Below are 17,459 nucleotides of genomic sequence, written 5' to 3' on the forward strand. Positions count from 1 at the left end.
GCCGATGGTACTGCAGGGGGGACCCTGTGGGAGAGTAGGACACCGCCGAACAATTCTTGAGGAAACCCCCGCACTCCGGTGCGGGGGTTTTCTGTGTTTAGGGTGTGCCCATGCGTTATGACCTGGTCATCTTCGACAACGACGGCGTCCTCGTGGACAGCGAGCCGATATCGAACCGGCTCCTGGCCGCGTATCTGACCGAGCTGGGACACCCGACGTCGTACGAGGACTCCCTCCGCGACTACATGGGGTCGGCGATGCACCGGGTCCACGACCTGGTGCTGGAGCGGACGGGCCGGCGGCTGCCGGCGGACTTCGACGAGGTCTTCCACACCCGGGTGTTCGCCGCGTTCGAGCGGGAGCTGCGGCCCGTGCCCGGTGCCTCCGGCGTACTGGAGAAGCTGGCCGCGGACGGAGTGCCGTACTGCGTGGCCTCGTCCGGGAGCCACGAGCGGATCCGGGTGGGGCACCGGACGACCGGGCTCGACCGGTGGTTCACCGACGAGCGCATCTTCAGCGCGGAGGACGTCGGCCGGGGCAAGCCGGCCCCGGATCTGTTCCTGTACGCGGCCGGGCGGATGGGCGTGGCCCCCGAGCGGTGCTTGGTCGTGGAGGACTCCCCGCTGGGCGTACAGGCGGCCGTGGCGGCCGGGATGGACGTGTACGGCTTCACCGCCATGACCCCGCCGGACCGGCTCGCCGCCGCCGGCCATCTCTTCTCGGACCTGGGCGAGTTGCCCGGCCTGCTGGCCTGACCCCGGTCGGCCGTCCCGCCTGACATATGTCATGCCGACGTCCGGACGATCGTTTCTGGTGGCCGGACCCGGCCGGCGGCGAAGCTAGGGGGCATGACGACGCACACGGGGAACCAGGGCCGGACGCCGGGCCCGCTGGACAACTTCAAGCCGCTGCTGATCGACGTGGCGCTGCCGCTCGGGTCGTACTACCTCTTCAAGAGCGCCTTCGGGATGGGCACCGTCGCCGCCCTCGGCTGGAGCAGCGTGGTGCCCGCGGCACGGACGCTGTGGGGCCTGGTCCGCGAGCGCAGGACCAACGCGCTGGCGGCGCTGATCCTCGTCGTGAACGTCGTCTCGCTGACGCTGAGCTTCGTCTCGGGCGACCCGCGGCTGATGCTCGCCAAGGACGGCGCGGTCAGCAGCACGGTGGCCCTCGGCATCCTGGTCTCCGTCCGTCTGGGCCGGCCCATGATGACCGCGGGCATGAAGCCCTTCCTGGTCAAGGGCGACGCGGACAAGGAGGCTGCCTGGCAGCGGCTGGTGACCGGGTCGGCGGCCGGGTCGGCGGCGTTCCGGGCCAAGGAGCGGCTGTTCTCCGTGGTGTGGGGGCTGGTCCTGCTGGCCGAGTGCGCCGCCCGGGTCGTCGGCGCGTACACCCTGCCCGTGGACACCATGGTGTGGCTGGGCTCGGTCATGCTGGTCGGTGCGATGGTGACCGGGTTCGTGGTCGGCGGCGGTCTCGCCGTCGAGCCGATGGAGCGGATGCTCAAGGCCGAGGCCGAGGCCGAGGCCGAGGCCGAGGCCGAAGCGGAGGCGCGGGCCGCCCGCGGGGAGCGGCCCGCGCTGGCCGTCGCCGCCTGAACACCGTCCGGCCGCACCGGAACTGAACAGAATTCACCTTTGGCTGGATCTACCCACAGGTAGCCCGGGGCCCTACTCTCGCCGCCATGACTGATGAGCTGCGGCGCGGCAGGGCCTCGCTGGCGTTCTCCTTCTTCGCCCAGGGCGTCGCCTTCGCCCTGCTGGTGACGCGCATCCCGGCCGTCCAGGACCGGTACGGCATCTCCGACGCGCTGCTCCCGGTCTTCCTGGCCGCCGTCCCGGTGCTCGCCGGGGCGGGCAGCGTGGTCACCGAGAGGCTGGTGCGGCGGGTACGGCCCAGCCGGCTGCTGCGCTGGTCCCAGCCGGTGGTGCTGCTGGCGCTGCTCGGTGCCGGGGCGGGTGGGCCCGGGGTGGCCGCCCTGGCGGTGACGCTGGGCGTCTTCGGGCTGGCGGTCGGGATGCTGGACGCGTCGATGAACATGCTCGGCGTCAGCCTCCAGCGGGCGTACGGGCGCAGCATCATGCTCGGCTTCCACGCCGCCTACAGCCTGGGCGGGATCGTCGGGGCCTCGCTGGCCTGGGCCGGGGCGCACTGGCAGCTCGCGCTGTGGGTGTCGTACCTGCCGGCGGTGGCCGTCCTGCTGCCGGCGGCGCTGGCGGGGAGCCGGTGGTACGCCGACGGGGAGGCGGCGCCGCCGGCGGCGGGGCGGTCCGGGCGGGGCGGGAACGCGGGCCTCGGGCTGCTGCTGCCGCTGTGCCTGGTGATGACCTTCGCGTACATCGGGGACTCGACGGTCTCCAACTGGAGCGCGAAGTACCTGAAGGACGTGCTGGGCGGCTCGGAGCAGCTCGCGACCGTGCCGTACAACGTGTACATGGTGACCACGCTGGCCGGGCGGACGGTCGGGGACCTCGGGGTCCGGCGGTTCGGGGCGGCGGCGGTGGTGCGGCTGGGGGCGCTGGTCGCGGCCGGCGGGTTCGCGGTGGTGGCGCTGGCGCCCGGCGCGTGGGTCGGGATGCTCGGGTTCACCCTGCTGGGGCTCGGGCTGTGCGTGCTGGTGCCGCAGACCTTCGCGGCGGCCGGCCGGCACGCCTTCGAGCAGCACGGTCCCGGCGCCTCGGACGCGGCGATCGCGCGGCTGAACATCTTCAACTACGTGGGTTTCCTGATCGGTTCGCCGCTGGTGGGCGCGCTCGGTGACGCCTGGAGCTACCGGGGAGCGATGCTGGTGCCGATGGTGCTGGTCCTGGTGACACTCGGGTACGCCAGGTCGTTCGCCGCTCAACCGGACCGATACGGTGGCGGGCATGAGCGGCCGCGCACAGCTGATGTGGGACGAGGCAGTAACGGGCTATGACTTCGGTCCCGGTCATCCGATGGACCCGGTCCGGCTGGACCTGACCCGCCGGCTGGTCGGCGCCCTCGGACTCGACCGGGAGGTGGAGGTCGTCGCGGCCAAACCGGCCGGCGAGTCGACGCTGCGGCTGGTCCACCGCGAGGACTACATCGAGGCCGTGAAGGCGGTGTCGGCCGACCCGGCGGCGGCCGACGGGTCGTACGGGCTCGGCACGGCCGACGACCCGGCGTTCGCCGGGATGCACGAGGTGTCCGCGCTGATCGCGGGCCAGTCGGTGGGCGCGGCGGAGGCGGTGTGGCGGGGCGACGCCGGGCACGCGGTGAACTTCGCGGGCGGCCTGCACCACGCGATGCCGGGCGGGGCCTCGGGGTTCTGCGTCTACAACGACGCGGCGCTGGCGGTGGCGCGGCTGCTGGAGCTGGGGGTCGAGCGGGTCGCCTACGTGGACGTCGACGTGCACCACGGGGACGGTGTGCAGGCCGCGTTCTGGGAGGACCCGCGGGTGCTGACCATCTCGCTGCACGAGCATCCCCGCACGCTGTTCCCGCAGACCGGGTGGCCGCAGGAGACGGGCGCGGGCGCGGGGGAGGGCGCGGCGGTGAACGTGGCGCTGCCGGCCGGGACCGGGGACGCCGGGTGGCTGCGGGCGTTCCACGCCGTGGTGCCGGAACTGCTCGCGGAGTTCCGGCCGCAGGTCCTGGTCTCCCAGCACGGGGCCGACACGCACTTCGAGGACCCGCTCGCGCATCTGGCGGTCTCGCTGGACGCCCAGCGGGCGGTGCAGCTCGCGTGCCACGACCTGGCGCACACGTACGCGGACGGCAGGTGGGTGGCGCTGGGCGGCGGCGGATACGCGGTGGTCGACGTCGTACCGCGGTCGTGGACGCATCTGGTGGGGATCGCGGCGGGCCGGCCGGTGGCACCGGAGACGGTGATCCCGGAGGGCTGGCGGCGGGACGTGTTCGCGCGCACCCGGCAGTTGGGGCCGCAGCGGATGACGGACGGGCGGTGGCCGGTGGGCTGGGCGTCGTGGGACGAGGGCTACGACCCCGCCGACCGCCTGGACCAGGCCGTACTGGCCACCCGTCGGGCGGTGTTCCCGCTGCGCGGCCTGCTGGCCTAGGACCTGCCGGACTCCTGGCGTCGTCGCCCGGGACGCGGCGGCCGGGAAGGGCCGGACAGGCCCTGGCGCGGCGGCGGGTGTTCGGTTGGGCCGACCGTGCGCAGTTCCCGCGTTTCCGCCCCGGCCGCGGCCGGGATGGGCCACCATCGCATCCGTGCCGACCGCCGCCCCGCTCCGCGCCCATCTGCTCGCCGCCGGGCTGGCCGGGGTCGTGGGGACCTCGCGGGAGACGAGTCTGCGCAGTTACCGGCTGTTCGCGGCCCGGGACCCGCGGGCGCTGATCGGTCTCGACCCGGAAGGCGCCTGGGCCTTCGGGGACGTGCTCGCGCTCATGGCGCGGCGGTGCGGAGTGTCGGCCGACCCGCGGTGCACGAGCGGGCCGGACGTGATCGACCCGGAGCGGACGCTCGCCGCGCTGGACGCGTTCGCCGGACGGCTCGGGGAGGCGGCCCGGCGCGGCGCTCCCGTGCTGCTGGGCACCGGGCACCCGCGGCGGCTGCTCGGTTTCTACGCCGCTCTCGCGGACGCCTTGTCGGCGGCGGGATGTGAGGTCCTCACCCCGGCGCAGGGCCGCCGTGTCGACATATTGACCCGGTTCGGCCTACGCGCCCATCGTCTCGACTACGTACGAGGGGTTGCCCTGGTGCGGGAACCGGCGGGCGGGCGCCCCGGTGGTGAGCCGGGCGCCCACACCCACTCACCCCTCCCGGTTCGGGTGGCGCTGGAGGCCGCGGCGGAGGCCGGCGGGCCGCTGCCGGAGCTGGTCGTCGGAGATCACGGATGGGTCTGCGGCGCAGGTCAGCTAGGGTTCGAGGCCATTGGTCTGGCCGACACCGACGATCCGGCGCCGTTCGTCGGCGAGGCCGAGGGGCGGGTGTCCGTCGTCGTTCCGGTTGACGATGCGATGCGGTCTGCTCACTACCGTCCGCTGACCCGCTACGTACTCAATCGAGCGTGTCTGTCACGGTAATCCGCCGATGGGTGCACCTCTTCCCCACTCGTATCACCCGCCCCTAGTCTGGGGAGTGAGCACGCAGCGACGAAGAGTCACCGGAGGGGAAGCCGGTGGCCGTCGAGTGCGGAAGGTTCAGGTGTGTCATGGCTGTAGCTGGCGAGAGGCCTCTGAACGAGGTTCAGTTCCTTACCGTGGCGGAAGTCGCCTCGGTGATGCGAGTGTCGAAGATGACCGTGTACCGCCTGGTGCACAGCGGTCATCTGCCCGCGATCCGGGTGGGACGGTCGTTCCGCGTCCCGGAGCAAGCGGTACACGAGTACCTCCGCGACAGCTATGTGGGGGTGGAGACGGCCTGACGGCGACCCCGGACAGCCGGGGACGGCACCTCGATTACGACCTCGGCGCTCGGTTGGGTAGGCTAGCCCCTCGTAGGTCGTGTGGGCCCATGGCGCCCAAACAACCGAGTGATGAGAAGTGAGCGAGGGTAGTCGTGGGCTCTGTTATCAAGAAGCGGCGCAAGCGGATGGCCAAGAAGAAGCACCGCAAGCTGCTCAAGCGCACGCGCGTTCAGCGTCGCAACAAGAAGTAGGCGGCGCCGCGAGGCGAGGCGTGTGGCCCTTCACCCGTGCTGGTGGAGGGCCACAGGCATGTCCGGCGGGGCGCGGGCGTGTTTCCGATGGGGGAAATCGCGCGGCCGGGACACCCGGGGTCCGCACACCGCGACGCCGAACGGCTAGGTTGGCCGCACACGGGAACGCGGGACACCGCTCACGCGGAAGGGAGGGCGCGGATCTTGGGCAGGATCGTGCTCGTCACCGGAGTGGCCCGGCAGCTGGGCGGCCGGTTCGTGCGGCGGATCCAGCGGGACCCGGAGGTCGACCGGGTGATCGCGGTGGACGCGGTGCCGCCGGCCCACCACCTGGGCGGCGCCGACTTCGTCCAGACCGACATCCGCCAGCCGGCCATCGCCCGGGTGCTCGCCGAGACCGGCGCCGACACGGTCGTCCACCTGGACGTCACGGGCACGGCCCTGGGCGGCGGCAGCCGGACCACGGTCAAGGAGACCAACGTCATCGGCACCATGCAGCTGCTCGGCGCCTGCCAGAAGTCGCCGGCGGTGCGGCGGCTGGTGGTGAAGTCCAGTACGAACGTCTACGGTTCCGCGCCCCGCGATCCGGCCGTGTCCACCGAGACGACGCCGCCCAAGTCGCTGCCCAGCGGGGGCTTCGCGAAGGACGCCGTCGAGGTCGAGGGCTATGTGCGCGGGTTCGCGCGGCGCCGGCCGGACGTGGCCGTGTGCGTGCTGCGGTTCGCCAACATCCTCGGCCCGGCCGCCGACACCCCGCTCGCCTCGTACTTCGCGCTGCCCGTCCTGCCGACCGTGTTCGGCTACGACCCGCGGCTTCAGTTCGTGCACGAGGACGATGTGATCGAGGTGCTGCGGATCGCCTCGCACGAGCCGCGCCGGTCCACCCTCAACAGCGGCACCTTCAACATCGCCGGGGACGGCGTGCTGCTGCTCTCGCAGTGCTCCCGGCGGCTGGGCCGGCCCACCGTGCCGCTGCTGCTGCCCGCGGTGACCTGGGCCGGCTCCCTGGTCCGTACGCTGGGCATGACGGACTTCTCACCGGAGCAGATCCGGCTGCTCACCCACGGGCGGGTGGTGGAGACCACCCAGATGCGCGAGACGCTGGGCTTCACGCCCCGCTACACGACGGCCGAGACCTTCGCGGACTTCGCGCGCGGCCAGGGCCCGGGACTGGTGCCCCCGCAGACCCTGGCGGGAACCGTCGACCGGCTCGCCGCGCTGGCCGCGAAGGCGGGCGGCCGGCTCCAGAAGCACGGCGCCAACTGAGGAGAGCGGCAACGATGGCGGACGCCAAGGTCATTCCGTTCGACGACGACCGGTCCCGCGGGAGCGCGGCGCAGCGGCAGGCGCGGCGGCGCGGCGGCAGCGGCCGGCGGGGCGTGCCCGGGGAGCAGCCGGGCGGGATCGGCGCGGTCCAGCCCCTGCCGGGCCACGAGGAGGAACCGCCGGAACCGGCCCGGCCGTCGGAGTCCGGCGCGGACGGCGCCGGGGACGGCGGCCTGGAGCGGCGCGTGGCGGCCGGGCTGGCCTTCCTGCGGCGCCGGCTCACCGGGGAGTACGAGGTCGACGACTTCGGCTACGACGAGGAGCTGACCGACCAGGTCCTGATGTCGCTGCTGCGGCCGTTGTACGAGAAGTACTTCCGGGTGGAGGTGCGGGGCCTGGAGAACATCCCGGCCGAGGGCGGGGCGCTGATCGTCGCCAACCACTCCGGGACGCTGCCGCTGGACGGCCTGATGATGCAGGTGGCGGTGCACGACCACCATCCGGCCGGCCGGCACCTGCGGCTGCTGGCGGCCGACCTGGTCTTCGTGCTGCCGGTGGTCAACGAACTGGCCCGCAAGCTGGGGCACACCCTGGCCTGCGCCGAGGACGCGGAACGGCTGCTGGGCCAGGGCGAGCTGGTCGGGGTGATGCCGGAGGGCTTCAAGGGCATCGGGAAACCGTTCGGCGAGCGCTACAAGCTGCAGCGGTTCGGCCGGGGCGGCTTCGTCTCCACGGCCCTGCGGCAGCGCGCGCCGATCATCCCGTGCTCGATCGTCGGGGCGGAGGAGATCTACCCGATGCTCGGCAACGCCAAGACGCTGGCCCGGGTCCTCGGCTTCCCGTACTTCCCGCTGACGCCGACGTTCCCGTGGCTGGGGCCGCTCGGTGCCGTTCCGCTGCCGACGAAGTGGACGATCCAGTTCGGCGAGCCGATCGCCACGGACGGCTATCCGGTGGACGCGGCGGAGGATCCGATGCTGATGTTCAACCTGACCGACCAGGTGCGGGAGCAGATCCAGCACACGCTGTACAAGCTGCTGGTGCAGCGCCGGTCGGTGTTCTTCTGAGGTCTCCCGGACGGACGGACGGCCGGCGGGTACGGCACCGGGGCACCCCTGCTCGAAGCGGGGCGCCCCGGTGCCGTGGCCGTACCGGGTCAGTCCGCGGCCTCGCCGTCGATGCCGAGGCCGGGCAGCAGGTCCGGCAGGAGCGGCGGGATGGTGACGTCGGGCTGCGGTGCCGGGGACTTGCCGGCCGGCGGGGAGCCGTCGCCGTCGGGGCCGGTCTTCGGCGGGTCGAGCAGGTCGCCCGTGCCGCCGAGGAGGCCGTCGCCGCTGCTGCCGGTGGCCGGGCCGCTCGGGGTGCCGGTGCCGGGGTGCTGGCCGGCGGACGGGTCCTGGCCGGTGGCGCCGGGCGAGGTCGGCCGGTGCCCGTCGGAGGAGCCGGTGGCCGCCGGTCCGGAGCCGCCGCGGTGCCTGCCGTGGCCGGGCGGGGCCGGCGGCTGGGGAAGCAGGGACTGGAGCGGGGCGACCTCTTCGTCTATGGCGTCGAAGACCGAGGACACCTGCTGTTTCACATCGCCCAGCTGCACGGGCAGCTTGTCGCTGAGCGCGCTCCACGCCTCGCGGTGGGACCGGGAGAACGCGGACAGCGCCTGGATCGGGCCGAGGGAGTCCGGATCGGCCTCGTAGGCCGCGTGAAGCAGCCGGTGGCCCTCGGTGACGTCGTGCCGCATCCCGGACAGGGTGCGGCGGATCTCGCCGATGGACTCGTGGTCCAGATGGCCGCCCCGGCCGCGCTCCAGCAGCCGCCGGGCCTCGCTCAGCCGGGTGGACGCCTGGTCGAGGTAGGTCTGGCCGCGCTGGTCGTCGCCGTCGGTCAGGTAGTTGAGCCGGAAGTCCTCGATGCCGCGTTTCAGGCCGTACAGCGAGTCGCCGGGCAGGGCGTCGGAGCTGGCGGCGGCGACCCCGCCGAAGGCTCCGGCGGCCACGCCCACGGTGAGCCCGCCGGCGGCGAGCCCTTTGGTCAGCCTGGTGCGCGGGCGGAGCTTGCCCAGCGGGCTCGCCCGGTGCACGCCCTTGGCCCGGTGGGAGCGCTGCCCGGGCACCGACGCGTCCGCCCCCGTGCCCTCCTGGAGCATGGCCTCCATCGCGGCCACCAGCTGGGCCCGCTGGACGACCTTGACCTCGGGGTCGAGCTGTGGCCGGGGCAGTCCGCCGAGACCCGCCGTCAGGGCCAGCAGCCGGCCCCGTTCGGTCTGTTCCTCGGTGGTCGGCGGTGAGCCCGCCGGACTGTCGGACTGCTCGGCCGCCGTGTCCCGGTCGGACTGCTCCTCCAGGGCCTGGGCGAAGGCGTTCGCCCGCCGGTGCGCCGATACGTTCGCGATCACTGGCGGCACCTCCTCTCGTCATGACGGTCGACTCCCCAGGGGGTCCTGAGGGGCACGTCCGCGACCGGTGCCACAGATCGGGTGATCAGGGATCGGCCGGGACGCGACCACAGGGAGCCTGTATCCCGCACAACGACTGGCGCGGCACTTGGGTTACGGACGGCGGACGGCCGGTTCGGAAAGTCAACGGACCGTCACATAGCGTGAGTTGACTTCACGCCCCGTGCTCAGCGGGCATCGTCCGGCAGCAGCCGGGCGAGGGTGCGTACGGCGCGGTACTGGAGGGTCTTGATGGCGCCCTCGTTCTTGCCCATGACGCGGGCGGTCTCGGCGACGGAGAGGCCCTGGAGGAAGCGCAGCGTCACGCACTCCTGCTGCTGCGGGTTGAGCCGCCGTACGGCGTCGAGCAGGGCGGCGTTCGACAGCGACTCCAGGACGGAGTCCTCCGGGGAGCGCTCCACCTCGTTGGCGTCGAGCATCTCGCCGGTGGTGACCTCCAGCCGGAAGCGGCTGGACTTGAAGTGGTCGGCGACCAGGTTCCGGGCGATGGTGACCAGCCAGGCCCCGAAGTCGCGGCCCTGCCAGGTGAAGGTGCCGATCCGGCGCAGCGCCCGCAGAAAGGTCTCGCTGGTGAGGTCCTCGGCGGTGGCCCGGCCGCCGACGCGGTAGTAGATGTACCGGTAGACGGTGTCGCTGTACTGGTCGTAGAGCCGCCCGAAGGCCTCGGCCTCGCCGGCCTGGGCGCGCTCGACGAGGTCCATCATCCGGGCGCTGTCGCTGTCGGCGGCCGGGCGGCGGGCGGTGGCAGGGCCGCCGGCGCGCCCTCGTCTGCCGACGGCGGCGCCGCCGTCGGCCAGTGCGTAGCACGGGCCCGCGGGCGCGGCGGCGGCGAAGGAGGCGAAGGCGGGGGCGGCGGGCGCGGCGGGGACGAAACCGCGCAGCGTCTCTTTGACCGCCGCGACCGTCGCGCGCAGCGTAGCCAGGCCCGAGGCGTCAACCCCGACGTGTGGGTACACGGGACTCCCAGAGGCAGAGCTTTCATCACATGCAGTGCCGGACCTTTCACCCGTCGTAGCGACGGAGGGGTACCGGATTGCGTCTGAGGAGAATAACGCTTCGTACAGGCCCTGCTACACCGAGTTGCTCAAATCGTCGATTGCGTCGTTTCCGTGGCCGTTTGATGCCTGGTTGAGTGCCGCAACCTGATCGATTGGTGACCGGAAAATCGCGTGTTTGGGTGAACTGCAGGGCAACTTGAACAAGGTGATGTACACGCGCCTTCCGCGGGTGCCGTCGCAGGGGCGCGGCTCGCGCGGTTGACGGCTACCGGCGCCGGCGGCTCAGCGCGATCGCGGCCGCGGTGCCGCCGGCCACCGCGCCGACGCCGGCCGCCGCCGGGATGCCGACCTTCGCCGCCTTGCGGCCCGTGCGGTAGTCCCGCAGGCGCCAGTCCTGTTCGCGGGCGTGCCGGCGCAGCTTGGCGTCCGGGTTGATGGCGTAGGGGTGGCCGACCAGGGAGAGCATCGGGATGTCGTTGTGGCTGTCGCTGTAGGCCGCGCAGCGCGAGAGGTCCAGCCCCTCGGCCGCGGCCAGGGCGCGCACCGCCTCGGCCTTGGCGGGGCCGTGCAGGGGCTCGCCGACCAGTCGGCCGGTGTAGACGCCGTCGACCGACTCGGCCACCGTGCCGAGCGCGCCGGTCAGGCCCAGCCGGCGCGCGATCACCTGGGCGATCTCCACCGGGGCCGCGGTGACCAGCCACACCTTCTGGCCCGCGTCCAGGTGGGCCTGGGCCAGGGCGCGGGTGCCGGGCCAGATGCGGCCGGCCATGTACTCGTCGTAGATCTCCTCGCCGATCGTCTCCAGTTCGGCGACCCGGTGGCCCTTGACGATCGACAGCGCCGAGTCGCGGGCGTCCTGCATGTGCTCGGGGTCCTCGACGCCGGCCAGCCGGAACCACGCCTGCTGCCAGGCGAACCGGGCCAGGTCGCGGGTCTCGAAGAACTTGCGCTTGTACAGGCCCCGGCCGAAGTGGAAGAGCGCGGCGCCCTGCATCACCGTGTTGTCCAGGTCGAAGAAGGCGGCGGCGCGGACGTCGCCGATCACCGGGAACTGCGGTTCCGCGGGCGGGGCGGTCTCCTGCGAGGACTTGCGGGCGGCCTCCGCCGAAGCCTCGCCTGCCAACACGCTCCGCGCCGTGGCGGAGCGCCTACGGGGAGAGAGCCATCGAAGAGCGGCCATGACGCGAGCATAGCCAGTCTGTTCGGAGGTTCCGGAGCCGAGCGGCGGGCGGGGTGTGAACTGCGGGCGACCGGCCGGTGCGGGAGGCGGCCGGGCGCGGCGGCGGGGCGCGCGAGAATGACCGGTATGAGTCCGATCTTCCGACGCAAGGCCGGCCCGCGCGCCCGGCTGGTCACCCTGGTCCGCAAGCCCGGCTGTCACCTGTGCGACGACGCGCAGGCGGTGGTGGAGAAGGTGTGCGGCGATCTCGGCGTGCCGTGGGAGCCGAGGGACATCACCGAGGACCCGGAGCTGCACGACCGCTACTGGGAGCAGATCCCTGTCGTTCTGATCGACGGTGAACAGCACACCTTCTGGCGCGTGAACGAGGAGCGGCTGCGCCGGGCACTGACCGAGTAGTCCAAACTGGCCGGAAAGTCGCTTAGGATCGACGGCGGTTTGGTCTCGGGGGCGGGATTCGTGAGGAGAGTGTGCGGTTTTGCCCCCAGTAACGAAGGAACGCCGCTGCGTGTGCGCCGGTTCCCGCCACGGGCGGGAAAAGTGCGTGACCCCGGTCACTTCTGCCGGGCAAATCGGACACCATCTTTGTGCACGCGTTCACAAAGACATAGCCTGCTGTCGACGGGGCGGTCTGGGGACGTATGACCGCCTACAGCCCCGCTCTACCCGCAGGAGCACCGTGGCAACTGGCCGAACACACCGACCGGCGACCCGTAGCCGAGGGATTCCCGAGGCCACCGTCGCCCGCCTTCCGCTGTACCTCCGAGCCCTCACCGCTCTGTCGGAACGCTCGGTACCCACGGTCTCCTCCGAGGAGCTGGCCGCGGCGGCGGGAGTCAACTCCGCCAAGCTGCGCAAGGACTTCTCGTACCTGGGTTCCTACGGAACGCGCGGTGTCGGCTACGACGTGGAGTATCTCGTCTACCAGATCTCCCGCGAACTCGGCCTGACCCAGGACTGGCCGGTAGTGATCGTCGGTATCGGCAACCTCGGCGCCGCCCTGGCCAACTACGGCGGTTTCGCCTCCCGCGGCTTCCGGGTCGCCGCGCTCATCGACGCCGACCCGGCCATGGCCGGCAAGCCGGTCGCGGGCATCCCCGTGCAGCACACCGACGAGCTCGAGAAGATCATCAAGGACAACGGTGTGTCCATCGGGGTGATCGCCACCCCGGCCGGCGCCGCCCAGCAGGTCTGCGACCGGCTCGTGGCCGCCGGGGTGACCTCCATCCTGAACTTCGCGCCGACCGTGCTGTCCGTCCCGGACGGCGTCGACGTGCGCAAGGTCGACCTCTCCATCGAGCTGCAGATCCTCGCCTTCCACGAGCAGCGCAAGGCCGGCGAGGAGATCGCCGCGGGCGACGGCGCGCTGCCCGCCACCGCTGCCCGGGGCGCGGCCGCCGACGCCGACGCCGACCAGGGACCCGACGGGGACGTGCCCGCCGTGATGCCGGCATGAGCCTCCTCGTCGTCGGACTGAGCCACCGCAGCGCCCCGGTCAGCGTGCTGGAGCGGGCGGCGCTGAGCGCGGACGCCCAGCTCAAGCTGGTCCAGGACACGCTCGCCGCCGAGCCCGCCGCCGAGGCCGCGGTGCTCGCCACCTGCAACCGCATCGAGCTGTACGCCGACGTGGACAAGTTCCACGCCGGTGTCGCCGAGCTGTCCACGCTGCTCGCCCGGCACAGCGGGGTCGGCCTGGACGAGCTGACGCCGTACCTGTACGTGCACTACGAGGACCGGGCCGTCCACCACCTGTTCTCGGTGGCCTGCGGCCTGGACTCGATGGTCGTCGGCGAGGGCCAGATCCTCGGCCAGATCAAGGACTCCCTGGCCCGCGCCCAGGAGCAGCACACCGCCGGCAAGCTGCTGAACGACCTGTTCCAGCAGGCCCTGCGGGTCGGCAAGCGCGCCCACACCGAGACCGGCATCGACCGGGCCGGCCAGTCCCTGGTCACCTTCGGCCTGGAGCAGCTGGCCGTCGGCACGCCCGTCACCGACTGGGCCCGGGGCAAGAAGGCGCTGGTCATCGGCGCCGGATCGATGTCGTCGCTGGCCGCGGCCACGCTCGCGCGCTCCGGTGTCGCCGAGGTCGTCGTCGCCAACCGCACCTTCGAACGCGCCGAGCGGCTCGCCCGGATCCTCGGCGAGGCCGAGGAGAACGCGGTGAGCGCCCGCGCGGTGCCGATGGACGCCGTGGGCGGCGAACTGACACGTGCCGACGTCGTCGTCTCCTGTACCGGGGCGACCGGTCTGGTGCTGACGGCGGAGACCGTCGCGCAGGCGGTCGAGGGCCGCACCGGGCAGCCCGCCGCCGACAGCGGCGCCCCGGCCGTGAAGCCCGCCGCGCCCGCGCGGCACACCGGGCACGGCGCCGACGACAACTGCCCGCTGGACCTGGCCGCCGTACAGCCCGGCTTCTCCCTCATGGGCGAGGCCGCCGTGGCCGGCCTGGACGCGGCCGCCCTGGAGCAGCACGCGGCCTGGGCGGCGGGCGGCACCCTGGACCGGCGCGAGCGCCGCACCCCGGAGGCGGACGCCGAGCTGATCGCCGCGCTCGCCGCGACCGCCGCCACCGTCGGCCGGATCCCCGAGCGGCGCCGGCCCGAGCCGGTCGCCGAGCGGCCCGCCCCCTTCTTCTTCCTGCTGGACCTGGCCATGCCCCGCGACATCGACGCGGCCGTGCACCGGCTGGCCGGGGTCCGTCTGGTCGACATCGAGTCGCTGGCGGACGCCTCCGCCGACGCGCCGATGGCGGCCGACGTCGACCAGGTCCGGCGCATCGTCTCCGACGAGGTCGCGGCCTTCGGCGCGGCGCAGCGGGCGGCGCACATCACGCCGACCGTGGTCGCGCTGCGCGCCATGGCCGCCGACGTCGTCGCCGGCGAGATGGCCCGCCTCGACGGCCGCCTGCCCGGCCTGGACGACCGCCAGCGCGGCGAGATCCGGCAGACCGTGCACCGGGTCGTCGACAAGCTGCTGCACGCGCCGACCGTGCGGGTCAAGCAGCTCGCGGCCGAGCCCGGCGGCGCCGGGTACGCCGACGCGCTGCGCACCCTGTTCGACCTCGACTCCGAGGCGGCCGCCGCCGTCTCCCGGGCCGGAGGCAGCACGCGCGACGAGAACCGAGGGCCGGTATGAGCAACAAGGCACTGCGGCTGGGGACCAGGCGGAGCAAGCTGGCCATGGCCCAGTCCGGACAGGTCGCCGAGACCGTCCGGCAGGTGACCGGGCGGCCCGTCGAACTGGTCGAGATCACCACGTACGGCGACACCTCCCGCGAGCACCTGGCGCGGATCGGCGGCACCGGCGTGTTCGTCACGGCGCTGCGCGACGCGCTGCTGGAGGGCGAGGTGGACTTCGCGGTTCATTCGCTCAAGGACCTGCCGACCGCGCAGCCCGCGGAACTGGTCCTGGCCGCGATACCGGTGCGCGAGGACCCGCGGGACGTGATCGTCGCGCGGGACGCGCTGAAGTTCACCGACCTGCCGCGCGGCGCCCGCGTCGGCACCGGCTCGCCGCGCCGCATGGCGCAGCTCAACGCGTACGCCCGCGCCCACGGCCTGGACATCGAGACCGTCGCGATCCGCGGCAACGTCGACACGCGGATCGGATACGTCCGCGGCGGTGAGCTGGACGCGGTCGTGCTGGCCGCCGCCGGGCTCAACCGGCTCGGCCGCGGCGACGAGGTGACCGACTTCCTGTCGGTCGACACGGTTCTGCCCGCCCCCGGCCAGGGGGCCCTGGCGATCGAGTGTGCCGCGGACCACGCGGACCTGATCGCCGCGCTCGGCGCGCTCGACGACCCGTTCACCCGGGTCGCCGTCACCGCCGAGCGGTCACTGCTCGCCGCCCTGGAGGCCGGTTGCAGCGCACCTGTGGGCGCGCTGGCCGACCTTCCCCCACGCTCGGCTCCGTTCGAGCGGGAGGACCCCCGAGCCGGCGGGCAGTTTGTCAAGGAAATGCGCCTGCGCGGCGTCGTCGGCACGACCGACGGCACCCGCATGGTGCAGTTGTCCACCACCGGTCCCGTGCCCCAGACGCACGACCAGGCGTGGGCTCTCGGTCGCGAACTCGCCACCGAGATGCTCGCCCGGGGTGCGGCCGGTCTGATGGGGGAGCGAGCACGATGAGCCCCACCGCCCTTCCTGCCGCAGGTCCGGAACACGGACACGTCACCTTCCTCGGTGCCGGACCCGGGGATCCGGGACTGCTGACTCTGCGCGCCGTGGAGGCGCTGTCGAACGCGGACGTCCTGGTCGCCGAGCACGAGGTGCTCGACGTCATCCGGACGCACGCCCGACAGGGCGTGTCCGTCGTGGAGACGGACGCCGATCCCTCCTCGGTCTCGCCGCCGGGCACGGGCACGCCCCAGCTGACGGTGGTTGACGGCACGTCAACACCCGTCGCTGTCCCGCCCGCTGTCCGGGATGCCGTTCATCTTGTCATGGAGGCCGCGCGCGGCGGCAGGCGGGTGGTGCGTGCGGTGCCCGGGGACCCGGGACTCGACACGGGCGCGGCGGACGAGATGCTCGCCTGCGCCGCCGCCGGGGTGCCCTTCGAGGTCGTCCCCGGGGTCGCGGCGGCGGTCGGCGTGCCCGCGTACGCCGGTGTGCCGCTGCGGGACGCCGACGGCGCGGACGTCCGGTTCGTGGACGCCCGCACCGCCTCCGGCCGGTGCTGGACGGAGGTGGGCGCGTCGGACGGCACGGTGGTCGTCTCGACCACCCTGGACTCCGTGGCCGGCGCGGCGGCCGAGCTGGTCTCGGCGGGCCGCAAGCCGGACACCCCGCTGACGGTGACCGTCGCCGGTACGACGACCCGGCAGCGCACCTGGACGGCGACGCTCGGCACGATCGCGCAGACGTTGAAGCAGGCGAAGGTGCTGCCGTCGCCGGACGGCGGCCGGCCGGTGATAGCCGTGGTCGGCGAGCGTTCCGCCGCGTCCCGGCGCGACCAGCTGTCGTGGTTCGAGTCCAAGCCGCTGTTCGGCTGGAAGGTGCTCGTGCCGCGGACGAAGGAGCAGGCGGCGTCGCTCTCCGACCAGCTGCGCTCCTACGGCGCGGTGCCGCACGAGGTCCCGACGATCGCGGTGGAGCCCCCGCGCACCCCGCAGCAGATGGAGCGGGCGGTCAAGGGACTCGTCACCGGCCGGTACGAGTGGATCGCCTTCACGTCGGTCAACGCGGTGCGGGCCGTGCGCGAGAAGTTCGAGGAGTACGGCCTGGACGCCCGTGCCTTCGCGGGCATCAAGGTGGCCGCGGTGGGCGAGCAGACCGCCAAGGCGCTGATCGCCTTCGGCGTGAAGCCGGACCTGGTGCCGAGCGGTGAGCAGTCGGCGGCCGGCCTCCTGGAGGACTGGCCCCCCTACGACCCGGTCTTCGACCCGATCGACCGCGTCTTCCTGCCCCGCGCCGACATCGCCACCGAGACCCTGGTGGCCGGTCTGATCGAGCTGGGCTGGGAGGTCGACGACGTCACGGCCTACCGGACCGTGCGCGCCTCGCCGCCGCCGGCGGAGACCCGCGAGGCGATCAAGGGCGGCGGTTTCGACGCGGTGCTGTTCACCTCGTCCTCCACGGTCCGCAACCTGGTCGGCATCGCGGGCAAGCCGCACAACGTCACGGTGATCGCCTGCATCGGCCCGGCCACGGCCAAGACGGCCGAGGAGCATGGCCTGCGCGTCGACGTCATGGCGCCGGAGCCGTCCGTGCACAAGCTGGCGGAGGCCCTCGCCGACTTCGGCATGAAGCGCCGCGCCGCCGCCCTGGAGGCGGGCGACCCGGTGACCCGCCCGAGCGAACGCCGCCCGGGCGCCCGCAGACGCCGCTCGACTACCTGAGGGGACCGGGGGCCCGCGCCCCCGGACCCCGGTCCGCCGCCCCTCCGCCCGCCCCGGCCGGACGGGCGGCTCTCGGCATGCCCCCGGGCGCCGGGCGGGGCCGGCTGCGTCCGACATCGCGTCGGCAAAGGCGCGGGCCGGGCGGG

Annotated in this window: 17 protein-coding genes; 14 read left to right on the top strand and 3 right to left on the bottom strand. The window is 73.2% G+C overall.

All coding sequences use genetic code 11. The features are described 5' to 3' along the window. Positions 1–110 precede the first annotated feature (110 nt). The 9 genes from ACH4OA_RS18850 (at position 111) to ACH4OA_RS18890 (ending at position 7,917) form a co-directional block, all read left to right on the top strand. Entirely contained in the window at positions 111–755 is a 645-nt protein-coding gene (locus ACH4OA_RS18850) for an HAD family hydrolase (RefSeq protein WP_397969848.1), read from the top strand. Positions 756–848: 93 nt separating this feature from the next. Further along, on the top strand, positions 849–1,598 hold the full coding sequence (locus tag ACH4OA_RS18855) for a VC0807 family protein (protein ID WP_397969850.1): 750 nt from the start codon (positions 849–851) through the stop codon (positions 1,596–1,598). A gap of 86 nt (positions 1,599–1,684) precedes the next feature. Then, positions 1,685–2,917: an MFS transporter gene (locus tag ACH4OA_RS18860; RefSeq protein WP_397969852.1), complete on the top strand. Its 1,233-nt coding sequence runs from the start codon at positions 1,685–1,687 to the stop codon at positions 2,915–2,917. Continuing rightward, positions 2,868–4,040, top strand: coding sequence for an acetoin utilization protein AcuC (locus tag ACH4OA_RS18865; protein WP_397938540.1), 1,173 nt, complete (start codon positions 2,868–2,870; stop codon positions 4,038–4,040). The genes ACH4OA_RS18860 and ACH4OA_RS18865 overlap by 50 nt, the downstream gene beginning before the upstream one ends. Positions 4,041–4,194: 154 nt before the next feature. Next, positions 4,195–5,010 (top strand): phosphatase, encoded by an 816-nt coding sequence (locus ACH4OA_RS18870; RefSeq protein WP_397969853.1) that lies wholly within the window; start codon positions 4,195–4,197, stop codon positions 5,008–5,010. Between the two features lie 128 nt (positions 5,011–5,138). After that, positions 5,139–5,351, top strand: coding sequence for a helix-turn-helix domain-containing protein (locus ACH4OA_RS18875; RefSeq protein ID WP_397938558.1), 213 nt, complete (start codon positions 5,139–5,141; stop codon positions 5,349–5,351). A 134-nt stretch (positions 5,352–5,485) separates the two neighbouring features. Further along, positions 5,486–5,584 carry a 30S ribosomal protein bS22 gene (locus tag ACH4OA_RS18880; protein ID WP_003948845.1) on the top strand — a complete coding sequence of 33 codons (99 nt, stop codon included), beginning with the start codon at positions 5,486–5,488 and terminating at the stop codon, positions 5,582–5,584. Between the two features lie 204 nt (positions 5,585–5,788). Further along, the gene (locus tag ACH4OA_RS18885; RefSeq protein ID WP_397938536.1) at positions 5,789–6,850 is read left to right on the top strand and encodes an NAD-dependent epimerase/dehydratase family protein; all 1,062 of its coding nucleotides are present in this window, start codon (positions 5,789–5,791) and stop codon (positions 6,848–6,850) included. Between the two features lie 14 nt (positions 6,851–6,864). Further along, positions 6,865–7,917, top strand: coding sequence for a lysophospholipid acyltransferase family protein (locus ACH4OA_RS18890; RefSeq protein WP_397938534.1), 1,053 nt, complete (start codon positions 6,865–6,867; stop codon positions 7,915–7,917). 89 nt (positions 7,918–8,006) lie between these two features. Here ACH4OA_RS18890 and ACH4OA_RS18895 read toward each other — a convergent pair whose 3' ends face one another. The 3 genes from ACH4OA_RS18895 to ACH4OA_RS18905 all read right to left on the bottom strand — a co-directional run bounded on the left by ACH4OA_RS18895 (position 8,007) and on the right by ACH4OA_RS18905 (position 11,477). Next, positions 8,007–9,239, bottom strand: coding sequence for a DUF5667 domain-containing protein (locus ACH4OA_RS18895; protein ID WP_397938532.1), 1,233 nt, complete (start codon positions 9,237–9,239; stop codon positions 8,007–8,009). Positions 9,240–9,466: 227 nt separating this feature from the next. Continuing rightward, positions 9,467–10,255 carry an ECF subfamily RNA polymerase sigma factor, BldN family gene (locus ACH4OA_RS18900; protein WP_365942099.1) on the bottom strand — a complete coding sequence of 263 codons (789 nt, stop codon included), beginning with the start codon at positions 10,253–10,255 and terminating at the stop codon, positions 9,467–9,469. A 307-nt stretch (positions 10,256–10,562) separates the two neighbouring features. Next, complete coding sequence (locus ACH4OA_RS18905; protein ID WP_397938529.1) at positions 10,563–11,477, bottom strand: HAD family hydrolase; 915 nt, start codon at positions 11,475–11,477, stop codon at positions 10,563–10,565. A 117-nt stretch (positions 11,478–11,594) separates the two neighbouring features. On the opposite strand from ACH4OA_RS18905, the gene ACH4OA_RS18910 reads away from it, so the two are divergent. From ACH4OA_RS18910 to ACH4OA_RS18930, 5 genes are all read left to right on the top strand, one after another. After that, positions 11,595–11,876, top strand: a complete 282-nt coding sequence (locus ACH4OA_RS18910; RefSeq protein WP_397938527.1) for a glutaredoxin family protein — start codon at positions 11,595–11,597, stop codon at positions 11,874–11,876. 280 nt (positions 11,877–12,156) lie between these two features. Beyond that, entirely contained in the window at positions 12,157–12,933 is a 777-nt protein-coding gene (locus ACH4OA_RS18915; RefSeq protein ID WP_397969855.1) for a redox-sensing transcriptional repressor Rex, read from the top strand. Then, on the top strand, positions 12,930–14,612 hold the full coding sequence (locus ACH4OA_RS18920; RefSeq protein WP_397969857.1) for a glutamyl-tRNA reductase: 1,683 nt from the start codon (positions 12,930–12,932) through the stop codon (positions 14,610–14,612). The genes ACH4OA_RS18915 and ACH4OA_RS18920 overlap by 4 nt, the downstream gene beginning before the upstream one ends. Then, a complete protein-coding gene (gene hemC, locus ACH4OA_RS18925; RefSeq protein WP_365873430.1) occupies positions 14,609–15,604 on the top strand; it encodes a hydroxymethylbilane synthase in 996 nt (331 codons plus the stop codon). The genes ACH4OA_RS18920 and hemC overlap by 4 nt, the downstream gene beginning before the upstream one ends. Then, a complete protein-coding gene (locus ACH4OA_RS18930) occupies positions 15,601–17,313 on the top strand; it encodes a uroporphyrinogen-III synthase (protein WP_397938520.1) in 1,713 nt (570 codons plus the stop codon). The genes hemC and ACH4OA_RS18930 overlap by 4 nt, the downstream gene beginning before the upstream one ends. Positions 17,314–17,459 lie beyond the last annotated feature (146 nt).

It is taken from the genome of Streptomyces sp. NPDC017095, assembly GCF_044332325.1.
Taxonomy (GTDB): domain Bacteria; phylum Actinomycetota; class Actinomycetes; order Streptomycetales; family Streptomycetaceae; genus Streptomyces.